This is a genomic window from Lysinibacillus sp. ACHW1.5, from assembly GCF_022014815.1.
Classification (GTDB): Bacteria; Bacillota; Bacilli; order Bacillales_A; family Planococcaceae; genus Lysinibacillus; species Lysinibacillus capsici.
On the sequence record NZ_CP091777.1, the window covers coordinates 125,713 to 142,314 of the forward strand.

Annotated in this window: 16 protein-coding genes and 1 pseudogene; 13 read left to right on the forward strand and 4 right to left on the reverse strand. The window is 38.4% G+C overall.

Annotation, left to right across the window (positions count from 1 at the left end; all coding sequences use genetic code 11):
* Positions 1 to 33 precede the first annotated feature (33 nt).
* Together aceA and aceB are read left to right on the forward strand one after the other, a co-directional pair.
* Positions 34 to 1,317: an isocitrate lyase gene (gene aceA / locus L6W14_RS00645; protein ID WP_131522757.1), complete on the forward strand. Its 1,284-nt coding sequence runs from the start codon at positions 34 to 36 to the stop codon at positions 1,315 to 1,317.
* A gap of 112 nt (positions 1,318 to 1,429) precedes the next feature.
* Positions 1,430 to 3,028 carry a malate synthase A gene (gene aceB / locus L6W14_RS00650; RefSeq protein ID WP_131522758.1) on the forward strand — a complete coding sequence of 533 codons (1,599 nt, stop codon included), beginning with the start codon at positions 1,430 to 1,432 and terminating at the stop codon, positions 3,026 to 3,028.
* Between the two features lie 274 nt (positions 3,029 to 3,302).
* Here aceB and L6W14_RS00655 read toward each other — a convergent pair whose 3' ends face one another.
* Positions 3,303 to 3,524 (reverse strand): O-methyltransferase, encoded by a 222-nt coding sequence (locus L6W14_RS00655; RefSeq protein WP_371824160.1) that lies wholly within the window; start codon positions 3,522 to 3,524, stop codon positions 3,303 to 3,305.
* A gap of 136 nt (positions 3,525 to 3,660) precedes the next feature.
* Between L6W14_RS00655 and L6W14_RS00660 the strand changes: the two genes are divergently transcribed.
* The 8 genes and pseudogenes from L6W14_RS00660 to L6W14_RS00695 all read left to right on the forward strand — a co-directional run bounded on the left by L6W14_RS00660 (position 3,661) and on the right by L6W14_RS00695 (position 9,400).
* Positions 3,661 to 4,002, forward strand: coding sequence for a flagellin family protein (locus L6W14_RS00660; RefSeq protein WP_237899034.1), 342 nt, complete (start codon positions 3,661 to 3,663; stop codon positions 4,000 to 4,002).
* Between the two features lie 206 nt (positions 4,003 to 4,208).
* Positions 4,209 to 4,469: pseudogene (locus L6W14_RS00665) on the forward strand (recombinase family protein); the annotation flags it as partial.
* Between the two features lie 473 nt (positions 4,470 to 4,942).
* Positions 4,943 to 5,236: a LysR substrate-binding domain-containing protein gene (locus tag L6W14_RS00670; protein WP_237899035.1), complete on the forward strand. Its 294-nt coding sequence runs from the start codon at positions 4,943 to 4,945 to the stop codon at positions 5,234 to 5,236.
* A gap of 72 nt (positions 5,237 to 5,308) precedes the next feature.
* Positions 5,309 to 5,704: a GntR family transcriptional regulator gene (locus L6W14_RS00675; RefSeq protein ID WP_048395924.1), complete on the forward strand. Its 396-nt coding sequence runs from the start codon at positions 5,309 to 5,311 to the stop codon at positions 5,702 to 5,704.
* A gap of 4 nt (positions 5,705 to 5,708) precedes the next feature.
* Entirely contained in the window at positions 5,709 to 6,806 is a 1,098-nt protein-coding gene (locus L6W14_RS00680; protein ID WP_237899036.1) for a DUF1648 domain-containing protein, read from the forward strand.
* A gap of 73 nt (positions 6,807 to 6,879) precedes the next feature.
* Positions 6,880 to 7,551 (forward strand): response regulator transcription factor, encoded by a 672-nt coding sequence (locus L6W14_RS00685; RefSeq protein ID WP_131522125.1) that lies wholly within the window; start codon positions 6,880 to 6,882, stop codon positions 7,549 to 7,551.
* Positions 7,548 to 8,921: a HAMP domain-containing sensor histidine kinase gene (locus L6W14_RS00690; RefSeq protein ID WP_237899037.1), complete on the forward strand. Its 1,374-nt coding sequence runs from the start codon at positions 7,548 to 7,550 to the stop codon at positions 8,919 to 8,921. Before L6W14_RS00685 ends, L6W14_RS00690 begins: the two co-directional genes overlap by 4 nt.
* Before the next feature lie 71 nt (positions 8,922 to 8,992).
* Positions 8,993 to 9,400, forward strand: a complete 408-nt coding sequence (locus tag L6W14_RS00695; protein WP_131522127.1) for a hypothetical protein — start codon at positions 8,993 to 8,995, stop codon at positions 9,398 to 9,400.
* Positions 9,401 to 9,444: 44 nt separating this feature from the next.
* Here the strand turns inward: L6W14_RS00695 and L6W14_RS00700 are convergent, their stop codons facing one another.
* Entirely contained in the window at positions 9,445 to 11,361 is a 1,917-nt protein-coding gene (locus L6W14_RS00700) for an SEL1-like repeat protein (protein WP_237899038.1), read from the reverse strand.
* 238 nt (positions 11,362 to 11,599) lie between these two features.
* Between L6W14_RS00700 and L6W14_RS00705 the strand changes: the two genes are divergently transcribed.
* The 3 genes from L6W14_RS00705 to L6W14_RS00715 all read left to right on the forward strand — a co-directional run bounded on the left by L6W14_RS00705 (position 11,600) and on the right by L6W14_RS00715 (position 14,108).
* Entirely contained in the window at positions 11,600 to 12,313 is a 714-nt protein-coding gene (locus L6W14_RS00705; RefSeq protein WP_131522129.1) for a glycosyltransferase family 2 protein, read from the forward strand.
* 84 nt (positions 12,314 to 12,397) lie between these two features.
* Entirely contained in the window at positions 12,398 to 12,658 is a 261-nt protein-coding gene (locus tag L6W14_RS00710; RefSeq protein ID WP_004233098.1) for a metal-sensitive transcriptional regulator, read from the forward strand.
* A gap of 145 nt (positions 12,659 to 12,803) precedes the next feature.
* Positions 12,804 to 14,108, forward strand: a complete 1,305-nt coding sequence (locus L6W14_RS00715) for a transglutaminase domain-containing protein (RefSeq protein WP_227744988.1) — start codon at positions 12,804 to 12,806, stop codon at positions 14,106 to 14,108.
* 18 nt (positions 14,109 to 14,126) lie between these two features.
* On the opposite strand, the gene L6W14_RS00720 is transcribed toward L6W14_RS00715, so the two are convergent.
* On the reverse strand, positions 14,127 to 15,074 hold the full coding sequence (locus tag L6W14_RS00720; RefSeq protein WP_237899040.1) for an N-acetylglucosamine kinase: 948 nt from the start codon (positions 15,072 to 15,074) through the stop codon (positions 14,127 to 14,129).
* Positions 15,071 to 16,585 (reverse strand): argininosuccinate lyase, encoded by a 1,515-nt coding sequence (gene argH, locus L6W14_RS00725; protein WP_131522132.1) that lies wholly within the window; start codon positions 16,583 to 16,585, stop codon positions 15,071 to 15,073. Before argH ends, L6W14_RS00720 begins: the two co-directional genes overlap by 4 nt.
* Positions 16,586 to 16,602 lie beyond the last annotated feature (17 nt).

Here is a 16,602-nt window from a genome sequence, read left to right on the forward strand (position 1 = left end):
TATTGTACACAAAGGGGAAGGTGGAATTTCAATATGTCAACTCGTCAAGAAAGAATCGAAGCTTTAGAAAAACATTGGGCTGAAAACCCACGTTGGGCTGGTATTGAACGCACATATTCAGCTGAAGAGGTTGTTAAATTACAGGGGACAGTAGTAATTGAACAAACACTAGCACAAAAAGGTGCTACTCGACTTTGGAATTCATTACATGAGGAACCTTTTATCAATGCATTGGGGGCATTAACGGGGAATCAGGCAGTACAACAAGTAAAAGCTGGATTAAAGGCTATCTATCTATCAGGCTGGCAAGTAGCTGCTGATGCAAACCTGTCTGGTCAAATGTATCCTGACCAATCATTATATCCAGCTAACTCTGTACCAGCAGTAGTAAAACGAATTAATCAAGCGCTTCAACGTGCAGATCAAATTGATCATGCTGAAGGACGTGTTGATCAATTTGATTGGTTCGCGCCAATCGTAGCAGACGCAGAAGCAGGTTTTGGTGGGCCTCTAAACGTATTCGAGCTTGTAAAAGGTATGATTGAAGCAGGAGCAGCGGGTGTTCACTTAGAAGATCAATTAGCATCTGAAAAGAAATGTGGACACCTTGGAGGTAAAGTATTACTTCCAACACAAAATGCTGTTCGTAACTTAGTAGCTGCACGTTTAGCAACAGATGTTATGGGTGTAGATACAATTTTAATTGCACGTACAGATGCTGATGCTGCTGATATGGTTACATCAGATATTGATCCACGTGATGCAGAGTTCATCACAGGTGAACGCACACCTGAAGGTTTCTTCCGTACAAAAGCTGGAATCAAACAAGCAATTGCTCGTGGTTTAGCTTACGCTCCATATGCAGATTTAATTTGGTGTGAAACTTCTAAACCATCACTTGAAGAAGCTAGAGAATTTGCTGAAGCTATTCATGCTGAGTTCCCAGGTAAAATGCTTGCATACAACTGCTCACCTTCATTCAACTGGAAGGCAAATCTTTCAGAAGAAGAAATTGCAGAGTATCAACGCGAACTTGGTAAATTAGGCTATAAATTCCAATTCGTTACTTTAGCAGGTTTCCATGCGCTTAACCACTCTATGTTTGAGCTTGCTCATGACTATAAAGATAATGGTATGGCTGCATATTCTAAGCTACAGCAAGCAGAATTTGCTTCTGAGTCTAAAGGCTATACAGCTACACGTCACCAACGCGAAGTAGGTACTGGATACTTTGATGAAATCTCTCAAGTTATCTCTGGTGGTACTTCTTCTACAACAGCAATGGCAGGTTCTACTGAAACAGAACAGTTTGTATAAGTCGTAGTTTAAATACGTGTTTTCCTAAATTCATAATCATAGAATAGTCTCCTCCGCTCCTCCTAAAGCGGAGGATGACGAAACTAAAATGGCAAAGGTGGGTAAACAGCTAATGGAACAAGCAACGACAGGTAAGCTTAAAATTGTTGGAGAACAAAACGAGCAAACTAATGAAATTTTGACACCTGAAGCTCTTGAATTTGTTCTTGCCCTGCACGAAAAATTTGATGCTCGCCGCAAGGAGCTGTTGGAGGCTCGACAAGAACGCCAAAAACGACTTGATGCGGGAGAGAAGCTGGATTTCCTACCAGAGACAAAGCATATTCGTGAAGGTGATTGGGTAATCGCACCACTTCCAAACGACCTGCAAGATCGCCGTGTTGAAATTACAGGGCCAGTTGATCGGAAAATGGTTATTAATGCGTTAAATTCTGGAGCAAAAATGTTCATGGCATGCTTTGAGGATGCATCTTCTCCGACATGGGAAAATATGATTGGCGGTCAAATTAATATGCGTGATGCTATTAATAAGACGATTGAATTTACACAAGCATCCAATGGTAAAACATATAAATTAAATGATGAGACAGCAGTGCTGTTAGTTCGTCCACGAGGTCTACACTTGCTTGAGAAGCATGTCCTGGTGGATGGAGAGCCGATTTCAGGCAGTTTCTTTGACTTCGGTTTATATCTATTCCACAATGCCAAAAACGCACTTGCACAAGGTACAGGGCCATATTTCTATCTACCAAAGCTTGAAAGTCATTTAGAGGCTCGACTATGGAATGATGTCTTTGTGTTTGCTCAAGATTATATTGGTATTCCACAGGGGACAATAAAAGCTACTGTATTAATCGAAACAATTTTAGCTGCTTTTGAGATGGATGAAATTTTATATGAGCTACGTGAACATTCAGCTGGTTTGAATTGTGGCCGTTGGGATTATATTTTCAGCTACATTAAGCGTCTACGCAATCAAGCGGATGTTATTTTGCCAGACCGTGGGCAAGTAACGATGACGGTACCTTTCATGAAAGCCTATACATCTTTATGTATTCAAACATGTCACAAGCGAAATGCACCAGCAATGGGCGGAATGGCAGCTCAAATTCCAGTTAAAAATGATGATGAGGCGAATGCAGTCGCATTTGCAAAGGTGGCAGAAGATAAACGTCGTGAGGCAACAGAGGGGCATGACGGTACATGGGTAGCACATCCTGGTATGGTTGCAACAGCGATGGAGCAATTTGATGCTATTATGATAACGCCTAACCAAATTCATAAAAAGCGTGAGGATGTACAAGTATCTGCCGAAGATTTAGTAGCTGTACCAGAAGGAACAATTACAATTGAAGGACTACGCATTAACTGTAGTGTTGGTGTACAATATATTGCTTCATGGCTTCGAGGTAACGGAGCGGCACCAATTAATAACTTGATGGAGGATGCTGCAACAGCAGAAATCTCTCGTACACAAGTATGGCAATGGATCCGTCATCCGAAAGGAATCTTAGATGATGGACGTGGTATTACATTAGCATTTGTTTTAGAAATATTGGAAGAAGAACTTGTGAAAATTAAAGAGGCTGTTGGGGAACAAGCTTATAACAGTGGTCGCTATGAAGAAGCTGCTGAACTGTTTAAATCCTTAATTGAACAAGATGAATTTGCGGAATTCTTGACACTTCCAGGGTATGAAAAATTAGCATAAAATATAAGTCTACTATCCAACATATCAAACTTTCCTAATAACTATAAATGGGTTGCCCTCGGGTACAATCCAGCCTATTCCACTAACATAACGTGACGGGGTCTGTTCCCCCGTTTAAAGAGATGAGCACGATTGATTTAAAAGGGGTCTATAAATAAAAGTTAAGAGATTTTAAGGGATAAAGATGTCTTACTAGCTTAGATGGGGAGCAGTAAGGCATCTTTTATATAGTACATCCGCGTAACTGTTTTTTTAGTTACGCGGTTTTTCTATGCTAATTTACTACGGCTAGTACAAAGCCGTCATACCCTTTGACACCAACTGTTTGTATAGTTGTTGCTTCAATTCTCGGGTTTGCTTTTATTAAATCCATAAATTCTTGTACGCCTGTAACACGTTCAACCTCACTATTTTCATTAATTACCTCACCATTACGTACAACATTATCTGCAATAATAAGAGCGCCAGAGTTTGCTAATTTTAACGCCCACCTCAAGTAAGCGGGGTTATTCAACTAACGAAGAAATTTAGTTGAATATGTAACTTTTGGTGGATAATTGGTGTCTATATAAAAGAGGTGGGTAAATAAAATAAAAAAATTATTCTATGGTTTGATCGCATTAGCTTTATTCATGATTATGGGATGTAATATTCAAGGGGGAACTACAACAGTATCAATTGACAGTATAGATGCCGAAGAAGCTTTAACATTAGATTCTGATGCTGATATTTTTCAGTATGATGGAGTTATCTACAAAGCTAATATTGATTGGGTTGAAGAATTGTCTTTAACAAAAGATGTTCAAATCGGTGAAATAAAAACAAAAAATGATGCTAATACAGATTTTAGAGATGAGATGTCGAATAAACTTCCTGTTGGTACAAAGATTTTTTCCACCAAAGAACGAGGAGATATTTTAATTGTTGAATCTGAAGGAGAAATCAAAAAATATCTTGCAATTGTTGAAGGGTAAACAAAATTCCTTGTTCAACAAACGTGGTGCTTTAATTGAATAGATAGAATGATGTATCCATCTCATACGAGGTGGTCTTTTTTATTTATACAGTGCCAAAACTTAATATAGTTTTGACACCAGAATGTTGATGCAGTAATATCAAGGTGTAAAAAGGTGTCATAACTTAGGTCTATAAGTGTAGTGCAGAAATGAGGTATTTTTCTATGATTTACGGTTATGCAAGGGTATCGACTGTATCACAGGAATTAGAGGTTCAGCTTCAAGCGTTGGAGAGTGAAGGAGCGACTGTTATTTATAAAGAGAAATTCACAGGAACGAAAACAGACCGGCCACAATTAAATGAGCTGCTGTCTAAATTAAATGAAGGTGACAAGCTTGTTGTAACCAAATTGGATCGATTTGCTCAAAACACTAAAGAAGGCATCGAGATCATTGAACGGTTATTCGCCAAATGCGTAAATTTATTAAAAAAATTTCCGTCATCGAAAGCGTTTTGTATCGTTAAGCTACACGATGAAAATGCTTTTTTGCTTCAAAAAGGAGCAACTATCATGAAAAATAAACTAAAAACTACACCAAACCAAGCAGTCCAAACATTTATGACATACGGCAATCAAAAAGGAGACCGGCAACTCAAAGAAGAACGCCTGCAGCAATTAGAAGACGTACTGGCCACACAAGGTATTTATCCTGGATGGAAAGTACATAGAGTGCTAGAAAAATTGATTTATGATTTTACATACAATGGCATTATCAAAGTAAGCCGAGAGCATTTGAGTAACAAATTAGAGGTAGGATTCAATACAATCTCAACAGCTTTTAAGTATATGGAGCAATCAAAGCTATTTATCCTTTCCAGAAACAAATCAGGAAAGACGAATAGTGGGTGTCGTGTCATTATAGATGCGCAACATATCAATTTTGAAAGCATTTTAAAATGAAAGAGCATCCTTTCTCATTATGTCAAACCTACCAAGTGAGACCATCAAATATCGCACTCCAATTTAATGGCATTCATGAAACAATTCGTTCAGTCATGGCGGGCTATGGTGCAAATTTTATTTCTCCTCTTGCGGTTAGAGAGTATGTAGAGAGTGGGCAATTGGCGAGGGTTTATGTGAAGGATATACATGCCATTAAACATAAAATTGCAATTTGTACAAGGAATAATGAGAAGCAGAATTTACTTGTGCAAAGATTTATTGAAACCATAAAAAATTCCCCCATTTAAACATTTGAATCTCATGCAAGGTGTAGAGAAATTTGTTATATTAGTTATATAACAAATCTGGAGCTGATAAACATGTTTATTCAAATAGAATTTCAATCAGACGTACCTATTTATGAGCAGGTAACACGTCAAATTATCGAAGGAATTGCTAGAGGAGAAATGAAGCCAGGTGATACTTTGCCGTCTGTGCGGAGTTTAGCTGCCGATTTAGGTGTTAATATGCATACTGTTAATAAGAGTTATCATGAATTAGAGGCGAAAGGGATTATTACCATTCGGCCAAAATCTGGAGCTATTATAAGTTCAGCAGAGGAGAGAGCTTTATCACCTGAGCAACTACGTCAAATCGAAAAGAATTTGAAACCTGTTGTGGCAGAAGGAATGGTGCTCGGCGCAACAGCTGAACAAATTGAGCACATGATGAAAAAAGTATTTGCCGATTTGCAAATTCCAGCAGAGGGAGTGTAGCAAAATGCTACTTGGCGTTTTTATAACCATTTACATCATGACATTAGCTTTGCAAATAGTCGTTCCCTATATTGTAAGAGAGACTATCGTTTTTGGAGTCACAGTGCCTGATCAAATTATTAAGCATCCCCTCTTAGCTCAGTTGAAAAAACAGTATGTGCAGTTCGTAGGGGGCACAGGTATAGTATTTCTAATCATCATGATTATAAGTTACAATCAATTTGCTCCTTCTGAAGCTATTCAAAGTATTGTTTTATTAAGCTGTTTGTTTAGTATGCTTACAGTAAGTATGGCGTTGTATTGGATAAATCATCAAAAGGTATCGAAGTTAAAAAAACAAGAGCAGTGGGGTGCAAATATTAAACAAGTACGGGCAGTGGATTTAACTGCAAGAAGCCGTGATGAAATGCTTCCTTGGTCTTTTTTTGCTGTACCATTAGGAATATCCGTATTTTTGATCATTTACACATACCTTCATTACGATCTCATGCCAAATAATATAGCAGTACATTGGGGGCCAAGTGGCGAAGCGGATGCCTGGAGAAGCAAGACCTATTTTACGGCTATTTCACTGCCACTGGTAATGCTAATGATGCAATGTATGATGTGGGGAATTACCGACTCCATTAAACGTTCGGCAATTAAATTAGCTGTAAATCGCAAAGAGGAATCGTTGGAGGATCAGCTAAAAACACGAAAATACATGAGTTGGCAAATACTACTGATAAGTTCTGCATTAACAGCTTTATTAACAATTTTACAATTAAGCAACATCTATCCTTCTATGACAGTAGGCTATAAGCTATTACCAATATTTATTTTGTTCTTAGTTGTTTTGCTGGGTTCATTACTGATATATGTGGTGAAAAAGTATAAACATAAAGTACGCTATGAAGCAAATATAGATTCCCAAGTAATGGACGTGGATGAGGATCGTTATTGGAAGGGCGGCTTAATTTATATGAATCGACAAGACCCATCCGTTTTTGTGGAGAAACGCTTCGGGGTAGGATGGACCATGAACCTTGCCAATCCTAGAGGCTATATTGTAATTGGTTTACCTTTTCTCTTATTGCTGTTGATTTCTATATTTTCGTTATAAAATAATAGTAATTTGTGCTGAAAAAATTCGTTCTATATGATCGGATTTTTTCTTATTAACTGGAGGTGGGCAGATGAAGATCCTTGTTGTCGATGATGATGTTCATATTTTACAGCTAGTCAATATTTATCTTACAAAGGAAGGCTACCAGGTGCTACTTGCTGAAAATGCAAAGCAGGCACTAGCCTTACTCGAAGGGAATCTGCCTGATTTAGCTGTTGTCGATGTGATGATGCCAGGAATGGATGGTTTTACACTAACAGAGTATTTAACTCAAGATTATGATATTCCTGTTTTATTATTAACAGCAAAAGGTGAGCTAGAGGATAAAGAACGTGGCTTTTTAGCAGGATCTGACGATTATGTTGTAAAGCCCTTTGAACCAAAGGAATTATTATTTCGTATAGCTGCAATTTTGAGGAGATTTGATAAAAAAAATCAAGTAACCATTCAAGTAGGTAAACTAGTAATTGACCGACGAAGCTTTGAGGTTGTAATAGGGGAAGATACACTTATATTACCTTTAAAGGAATTTGAATTACTGGCTTTGTTAGCATCACGACCCCATCAAGTGTTTACTCGTAGCTATATTATGGAACAAGTATGGGGCTATGACTATGATGGAGATGAGCAAACGTTAAATACGCATGTGAAGCGGATTCGTGAAAGATTAAACCGATATGACACGGCTGTTGAAATTACAACAGTAAGAGGTGTTGGCTATAAGCTAGAGGAAACAACATGAAAACGTTATATAGTAAGTTTGTTGTAACCACAATGCTAGTAATGCTCGGAAGCTTATGTATGGGCTTTCTGGCAACGAATACCTATTACCATCAAGTTGTAAAAGAAAAAAATGATGCGAAAAACGTTAGCATAGCACAGGATATTGTGCATTATATTGAGACAAACAAACCAGAAGATTTAAATAGCTATCTAACAACATTGGGTGAAATCGGCTATCAAATATATGTGACAACTGGTGAGGAGGGGCATTTTTTTGGCGGTCCATATCGTGATAAAACATTGTCAACATCTGTTGTGGAGCATGTTTTAAATGGGGAAACCTATCATGGTATGCGAGATTTTCCTAAAGAAACCTTTGTAACAGGATTTTTTGCTAACGAACTGAATAATACAATTGGTGTGCCATTTACCTATGAAAGCAAGTCCTATGCATTGTTCATAAGACCAGATATTCGTTTATTGTTTTCTGAGGTGCATACAATACTTGCAGGATTAATGTTGGTTATGACAGTACTGAGCCTTCTTGCCATGCTACTATTTGCTAAAGCATTAATTCGCCCCATTACGAAATTAACAGCAGCCACTCAACAGCTAGCGCATGAAAAATTTGATACAGTTCTAGATATTGATCGTGCAGATGAAATTGGCCAATTAGCATCAAGCTTTAATAGGATGACCGAGAGATTACAGGAAACTGATCGTACACGGAAGGAATTTATTAGTAATGTATCACATGATTTTCAGTCGCCTTTATTAAATATTCAAGGGTATGTAAATTTACTGAAAAATCCTTCCCTTACTGAACAGGAAAGACAGGAATATGCAGCAATCATTGAGCTAGAAACAAAACGCCTATCTACATTAACCAAGCAGTTATTATTATTAACCTCCCTTGACCAATCGACAAGAATTGTAAAACGTGAGTCTTATCGTTTAGATGAACAGCTCAAGGAAACCGTACGAAAGTATCGTTGGCAAATGGAAGAGTCACAGCTTCAAATATCGTATAAGCTTGAGCAAATTATTTTTGATGGCGATGCAGGGCTTTTACAAAATGTATGGGATAATTTACTGACAAATGCCATTAAATACAATGTAGAGGGTGGACAAATACATCTACGTTTACAAAAAAGATCTACTTCACTTGAAATTCTTGTTGAGGACAGTGGGATAGGAATGACTGAGGATCAATTAGCAAAAGTATATGACCGTTTTTATCGCGCTGATGCGTCTAGAACCAAGCAAGGGACAGGACTAGGATTAGCGATTGTCAAACAAATTGTTGAGCTACATGGAGGGACCATACAGATGCAAAGTACGGTGCATGCAGGCACAAAGGTTTATATCCATCTACCAATTTTGTCATAAGGAGTTCATATAAAGTTCATGTTCACACGATAAACTGCTACTTAGTTGAAACATAACTAGGGGGTTATCGTATGGAACAAAAGTGGAGCATACGCCTTATTCGATTAGCGGCAATTTTTGCTTTAATCGGCACGTATTTAGGTTCACATATGTCGGGATCAGGTAGCTATGAATATAGACCGATACATGCACATATTTTACTTGTTGGCTGGCTTAGTATGTTTGCCTGGGGTATTTTTTATCGAGCCTTCAAAGTGAAATCACAAAAATTAGTAACCATTCATGGTTGGACAGCTATTGTAGGTGTTCTGGGCTTAACGTTAGGCATGTGGTTTTACAATATAAATCCATTTAATTTTGGTAGCACTTTTACATTAGTCTTCTTTATTGTAGGAGGAACTACGCTATTAATTAGCTTTGCTTTATTTATTGTTGTAACATTTATGATTCAACAACAAAAGGATACTAGCAGTCATTAATAAAACCTACCGTGTCATTCGTGATGCGGTAGGTTTTAAAATATTTATTTAATTTCTTCAAGTGACTTTTTCAGCCATCTTGTCGCCTCTTGATAGTCTTGTGCAACACCATGCCCTTTTTTGTAGAGCATACCAAGCTGGAATTGAGCTTTTTGATGCCCTTGATTAGCAGATAGTCGATAAAGCTGGGCAGCCTTTGCAAAGTCCTTTGGTACGCCCTGTCCATGAATGTGCATTTGGGCTAATTGGTATTGTGCCTTCATATGTCCTTGTGACGCAGCCTGTTCAATCCATTTAGCTGCCTCTGTGTAATCCTGTTCTACCCCTTTACCTTTATCAAATAAATTGCCCAGTTGATACTGCGCACCTGCATGTCCTTGAATGGCTGCAAGGCGATAACATCTGCGTGCCTCCTCAAGATTCAAGGCTACCCCTAATCCCTGTTCATATAGTAGGCCTAATTGATATTCTGCTTGAATATGTGATTGATCGGTTGCTGCTCGCCACCATTTCACGGCCTCCTTATAATTTATAGGAACAGCAGTGCCAGATGTCAGTAATAGGCCAAGCTCATACTGTGCATCTGCATAGCCTTTTTCAGCTGCTGTCCTAAAATATGACATTGCTTTGGCTGGGTCTTGAAGCTGATATACATATAGACGTCCTAGCTCGAAGCCAGCGCTGATATGGCCATTGTCAGCAGCTAGTAGTAGCCACTTTTCTGCTGACACAAGATTCTGCTCTTTTTCATACAGCAGGCCAAGACAGTATTGAGCATTTAAATGTCCTTTATGTGCCGCTAGCTTAAACCATTTTAGAGCTTCTATATGATCTTTCATCATTCCTTGCCCAGCATTATAGAGCATGGCCAGTTGAAACTCTGCATTCACATGGTCCTGTAAAGCAGCCATATGAAACCATTTTGCCGCTTCTTCTTGGTTTTGGGGAATACCACGCCCTTTAAGATGCATATAGCCGAGATTGTATTGAGCACTTGCATCTCCAGTTAGGGCAGCCATTTTGAAATAAGCGACGGCCTTATCATAGCTTTGCTCCAAACCCGTGCCATTATGATAAAGAAAGCCTAGATTGTTTTGGGCACTAGTATTACCTTGATTGGCAGCTAAGGTATACCACTTGGCAGCTTCGTTAAAATTTTGAGATAGGCCTAAGCCTTGATTATAGAGTACACCTAAATTGTATTGGGCGTCAGCATTCTCTAAATCAGCCGCTATTTGGTAATGACGTGCAGCCTCTAGATAATCCTGTATAACACCTTGGCCTAGATGATAAAGTACACCGAGGCTATAGTGAGCATTTGCGTCATTTTGTGCGGCAGCTCGTTCATACCACATTTTTGCAAGCCTATAGTCCCTTTTTACCCCTCGACCATGATTGTAAAGAGCACCTAAGTTATATTGAGCGCTTGCATCTCCGTTCTGGGCAGCTACTTCAAACCATTTGACAGCATGTTCGTAAGCCTCTTGAGACTGCTCATGCTGAAGTATATTTTCATCAAATATTGAAGGAAGTTCTGTGATATGAGAAGGCAGGCGGTTGGATTTGAAGCTACGATCATAGCGCTTCATAAACCATTCAACAATATCGCTAAGATAATCTAAAACAATTTTAGCTGCTTTGGCTTCTACAATGTCATTACTAGTATGGCTTGTCATTTTATGAATTAGATTCATCAATAAATAAATCCGACGAGGATGAATTTGCCCTACAAAACTTCGATTATTTAATAGCATTCGGACATTTTTGAATTTAGGTTCGGTATGCATTTCCAATCGATAAATCTCATATAAAATTTCCTCTAATACAAAAAGTGACTTCTGTAAGGATTCTGCTGGGGTTGAAATGGCGAGCAAACTAGCATCCTGTAAATTTTTAGCTAATATTGTGAAGGACAGCTGTCTTAATTTTTGACATTGTTCTTCAAGATTTTCATAATGCATGACGAAAGTACTCACCTCTTTCAGTTAATTACCTCGGCGTCATTGCAAGCATTTTCCTATTAAACCTTTTTACAAAGCGCCTCTTCATCTCTTTGTTCATATATCGGAGAAAAATCGATATTATTGATATGTTTTAATGGGATTCATCAGTTGAATTGTTGCTGTTACATGATACTATTTGATATAAGGGAGATTCGTAGCTACGGAGAACCTGTCAGCCTTTAGGTGGGGGATCGAAATGAAAAATATTGCAGCTATTATACCAGCATATAATCCACAACAATCACTCATTACCTATGTACATCAATTATTAGCAACGACTATTACTCAAATCATCATTGTCAATGATGGGAGTGATCAAAAATATAAAGATATTTTTGAAAACCTAGATAAAATTGAACGCTGCCAAGTACTCCAGCATGATTGCAATATTGGTAAGGGTAGCGCACTTAAGACCGCCTTTGCATATATACGAGAACAACAAGCAAGGTGCCATGGTGTCCTTACAGTGGGGGCCCATGGGCAACATACTTTACAAGATGTGAAGCTTGTTTTAACAATGACAAAGGTGTTTTCTGAAGGGATTGTGCTTGGTGTACGTAACTTTCGTTCAACTGATAGTACATTTCTTTCTTACTGGGGAAATCGTGCAACAAGCTTATTTTTCGAGATACTGTATCATAAGAAATTAATGGATACACAAACAGGTTTACGTTATATTTCCATCAATGAGTTGCCTTGGTTAATGAAAGTAAAAGGTGAACGCTATGATTATGATACAAACATGTTAATTGCTGCACTTAAAAGAAAATGTCCAGTTTTCGAGGTAGAAATTGGGCAATTACGTATAAAGAAGAATTCAATAATTCAGTACGATGAAATAACAAACGCTGGTACGATTATTACGAGAATGCTCATAAATTATTTAAAGCCAAGGAATAGTAACGGCTAGGTTTAAATTTAAAATAATGAGCTAGGATAAAGAATAACGATCACTCATTAGAGCGTAGCGAGTATAAGAGAAGGAGCAATGTATATGGAATATTCAGATCAAGTGAAAAATCGTGTGAAACGGATGGAAGGACAGCTACGTGGCATTTTGAAAATGATGGAGGAGGAAAAAGACTGTAAGGCAGTCATTACACAATTATCAGCAGTACGCTCTGCTGTAGACCGTACAGTTGGGGTTATTGTTAGCACAAACCTATTGGAATGTGTACAGAATGCTGAAGGGGATGGCGAAAAAATGAACGAAGCCATTCAGGAAGCAGTTAATTTAGTGGTGAAAAGTAGATAAAAGATATGAATTTCGTAACAACAATATAAAGTAGAGTGACTAAAAACTTTCTGAAATCAACAAACAAATATTAACAAGCACAAATGGACCCTTAAGTGAGTTCTTTGTGCTTTTTTTGTATATAATGTAAGGAAGACGGTTGGAGGTGAGGAGTTTGTGGAAGAAATTGGCTATAATTGCCATTATTATTATTTTTATTGATCCTATTTATACGGCTGGTAAGGCTGTTGTTCAGCAGGTGGTCGATTGGACAAATAATGATGAAATAGAAACTATGCTACTGTCAACAAAGGACAAGATCGTAGATGTTACTGCAAGACTTTCAGATAATGCCTCAATTGAAACAGCCCTACCTATAGAAGATGTCCATGAAGCGGAGGTAGCCCCTACAGCTCCACCTATACAGAAACCTGAAACAAAGTTAGTGGTGACAAATGCCAAGGAGCTAGCTGATGCGATGTATGCGTATTATAATAGCTTTTCACCAAAGTTTGAAATTCAATATAAAGGGAATACACAGCGAATTGAACAAATTGTAGAAGAGGCCTATAACAATGCTATCAAACGCGATGACTATGTTTACGGCCATGTAAGTAAACATTCAATTCGATATGAATATGGGCGAAATAAAGCGACTATTTTTGGAGAACAGAGCTATTTAATGACGCCAGAGCAGGCGGCATATGTAGAGATGAATGTTCAAGAAATTATCGCTAAGATTAGTAAAAAATCTATGACGGATGTAGAAAAGGTACGAGCTGTCAATGACTATATTGTGGCCAATACTTCCTATACAGAACAAACGAATTCTAGCCCACACAGCGCTTATACGGTTCTTGCCGAGCACGGGGGAGTATGTCAGGGCTATGCTTTACTTGCTCACTCTATGCTTCAAAAATTGGGTATTGAAACAAAATATATCGTGGGCTATGTAGGTCAAGAGGGACATGCGTGGAACCTAGTCAAGTTGGATGGACAGTGGTATCATCTTGATACAACATGGAATGATCCAGTACCAGATCGTAAGGGCGCAATACGCTATCAATACTTTTTAGTAGATGACCGTACAATGGCGAAGGATCACACGTGGATTGCTGAAGACTATCCAAAAGCAACAAGCACACTATATAGTTATTATCATGATATAGACTTCCCAGCACAGGTTGGAGACCAATTGTTTTATAGTAATATTGCAGATGATAATAAGCTATATGTACTAGATATGAAAACTGGTAAAACGAAGCGTGTCACAAATTCTCGTGCACAATATATTGTTTATTCGGATGGTTGGCTCTACTTTAGTAATTATTCCCGAGGGGCGTATTTAACAAAGATTCGTCCGGATGGTAGTGGAGAAGAGGTACTAAATAGGGAGGATTCGAAGGATTTATTTATAAAGGATGGGTATCTCTATTTTACGACGAATGAATTGAAGAGACTGGCACTTTAAAAAGAAAAGGGCAATGACTTATAAACAGTCATATGCCCTTTTAGTTCGTTCAATTAAATAAGTAATAGGCTGATGCTGACAAAGGGTAATGTCCACTTGAGGATACATGCAGGTTATTTCATCTGTGAAATTCTTTAAAATGAGTGGATTATGTTTAATGGCTCCACCATTACAATATAGAGTAAATGGTGAATTCTGATAGTTAATTTTTTTCAATACAGCATTCGCCAGAATAGCTAGTTCATGGGCTGCTTGCTGAGATATTTGGATGGCGCATGCGTCTTCTTGCTCGACTGCCTTTGCCACAAAGGAACCCATCTTGGCCAATTGTGCATTTGTATAGGAAGGGCGGAAGAGCCATTCAGCGAGCTCTGTAACATCTTTTATACCTAAAGATTGATAGACAGCTTCCTTTAAGAGTGTTGGTTTCCCGCGACCATCCTCCATTTTAAATATAGCTCTTACGACTTCCTGCCCTAGCCAATATCCACTTCCCTCATCGCCAGCCCGATGTCCCCAACCTCCTGCACGTACAATCCGCCGCCCATCAAAGGCATAGGCAATAGCTCCTGTTCCAGCGATGAGTAGTGCACCTGCCTGTCCAGCAGTCACACCTAATAGTGTAGCCTCCGCATCATTTTCAATAATCATTGTGTCTATTTGTAGCTGTGTGAACTTAAGAGCATTTTGAACAATAGCTACGACAGCTGCATGATCCTTCGGAGAATCAATACCCGCTAGAGCAAAGGTAGCTACAGCAATTTGAGAATTAGGATACTTTTGCAAAAATGTTTCAACATTTGCTAAAAGCTCTTGTAAAATTGCTGTAGCTGATTCAACACCAATGGCTTGATAATTAGAGCCTTTAGCGGATATAGAATATTCAATGTCACCAGATTCAGCATGAACAACTGCACATGCTGTTTTTGTCGCCCCACCATCAATAATTAATAACCATTGCTTCATTGATTCCATTCCTCTAGAAAGGCTGTTAGCTCTTTTTCTGCTTCAATAATGGAATTTTCCTTTAAGCGAATCCATTCATAAAAATCGTGGGCATTCAGTTTGGAGCGTTCAAGAGCAGCTTTCATAGTGGCTGGAGCGGGTCCACCTAGTAATGTTCGTACACCAACAAAAGATTCTGGTTTTAATGTCTTATAGAAATCCTCTTCTGAAATAGTTAATTCCTTGCCCGTGATCAATTTCGATTGTGTATTTGCAAGTCCCCATGTAAGACTAGCTAATGATTCCTCTCCATGAGCAAGTAGAACCTTAATACATTTACTAACAATACTATGTGCTTGCCGGAAGGAAATTCCCTCTGAACGGACTAATGTATCAGCTAGCTCAGTGACATTCGCAAAGCTATTTTCAGCGCGATTTTTTAACTTCTTCTTATTGACATCCATTGTAACAACAAGCGAACCAAACAACTTGTAAATACCAATTAAGCGGTCAATGGCACGCCATAAATAAGGCTGCATATCATCCTCAGTGTCTACGATATCTCCAAAAGGTGTATTATGTACCATCTGTAATACTGTACTTGCATCTCCTACAACCGCAGATAGTAATGAGCGTGTATGTTCTATAGAAACAGGATTACGCTTTTGAGGCATAATAGAGCTTATTTGCACATATGGACTTGCGAGTGTAAACGCATTAAACTCCTGAGTAGCCCATAATAAAAAATCTTGAGAAGTACGGCCAAGGTTGAGTGCAGCGAGCTGTATAATACTTGCAGCCTCAGCTATATAATCTGCCCCTGCAACCGCATCCCATGCATTTTCGATAATATCATCAAAAGCTAGTAGATCACGCATACGTTCTCTACTAATATTAAAGCCTGTCGTTGTTAAGGCAGCGGCTCCCATACTGCTACGATTGACCGTTTTATAGACATGCTGCATTCGTTCAAAATCACGCTCTAGCTGGTCGATGACGGCCTTTAAATAATGGGCGAAGGTTGTAGGCTGGGCCTGCTGTGTATGTGTGTAGCCAATCATAATGGTATCGACATGTTCCTCTGCAGCAGCGATTAAATCATCACGTAATGTTAGTAACTCGCGCATTAATAATAATAATTTTTTTCTTAATGTCATTCGATAGATGGCGATACCCATATCATTTCGGCTTCTGCCAATGTGAAGATTTCCAGCAATATCACCAGCAAGCTCTATTAATTTATTTTCAATGCGGAAAAATAAATCCTCATATTGGGGACTGTAATCCTCTATACGATAATAGTTTAAGTCAATTTTTTTTAGAGCTATCCCAATTTGCTTTGCTTCATCTTTTTTTACAAGTCCTTGTTCTTCTAACATTTTTAAATGAGCAATATTGATTTGTAGCATAATTGTTAAAAAATTTTTCTTTGCTTCATCATAAGCTGGCTGTAAAACAATTTTTCGATAGATGTTAGAAGGGAATATCATCCCATCTTCCAGCTGTGTTTTATTGCGAAAATCTTCAAACATTGTCATGGCCCCCTAAT

Excerpts from the sequence above, each read along its gene's own strand:
- aceA (WP_131522757.1), top strand. The coding sequence starts at position 34 with ATGTCAACTCGTCAAGAAAGAATCGAAGCTTTAGAAAAACATTGGGCT.
- aceB (WP_131522758.1), top strand. The coding sequence starts at position 1,430 with ATGGAACAAGCAACGACAGGTAAGCTTAAAATTGTTGGAGAACAAAAC.
- L6W14_RS00660 (WP_237899034.1), top strand. The coding sequence starts at position 3,661 with ATGATTATGGGATGTAATATTCAAGGGGGAACTACAACAGTATCAATT.
- L6W14_RS00670 (WP_237899035.1), top strand. The coding sequence starts at position 4,943 with ATGAAAGAGCATCCTTTCTCATTATGTCAAACCTACCAAGTGAGACCA.
- L6W14_RS00675 (WP_048395924.1), top strand. The coding sequence starts at position 5,309 with ATGTTTATTCAAATAGAATTTCAATCAGACGTACCTATTTATGAGCAG.
- L6W14_RS00680 (WP_237899036.1), top strand. The coding sequence starts at position 5,709 with ATGCTACTTGGCGTTTTTATAACCATTTACATCATGACATTAGCTTTG.
- L6W14_RS00685 (WP_131522125.1), top strand. The coding sequence starts at position 6,880 with ATGAAGATCCTTGTTGTCGATGATGATGTTCATATTTTACAGCTAGTC.
- L6W14_RS00690 (WP_237899037.1), top strand. The coding sequence starts at position 7,548 with ATGAAAACGTTATATAGTAAGTTTGTTGTAACCACAATGCTAGTAATG.
- L6W14_RS00695 (WP_131522127.1), top strand. The coding sequence starts at position 8,993 with ATGGAACAAAAGTGGAGCATACGCCTTATTCGATTAGCGGCAATTTTT.
- L6W14_RS00700 (WP_237899038.1), bottom strand. The coding sequence starts at position 11,361 with ATGCATTATGAAAATCTTGAAGAACAATGTCAAAAATTAAGACAGCTG.
- L6W14_RS00705 (WP_131522129.1), top strand. The coding sequence starts at position 11,600 with ATGAAAAATATTGCAGCTATTATACCAGCATATAATCCACAACAATCA.
- L6W14_RS00710 (WP_004233098.1), top strand. The coding sequence starts at position 12,398 with ATGGAATATTCAGATCAAGTGAAAAATCGTGTGAAACGGATGGAAGGA.
- L6W14_RS00720 (WP_237899040.1), bottom strand. The coding sequence starts at position 15,074 with ATGAAGCAATGGTTATTAATTATTGATGGTGGGGCGACAAAAACAGCA.
- argH (WP_131522132.1), bottom strand. The coding sequence starts at position 16,585 with ATGTTTGAAGATTTTCGCAATAAAACACAGCTGGAAGATGGGATGATA.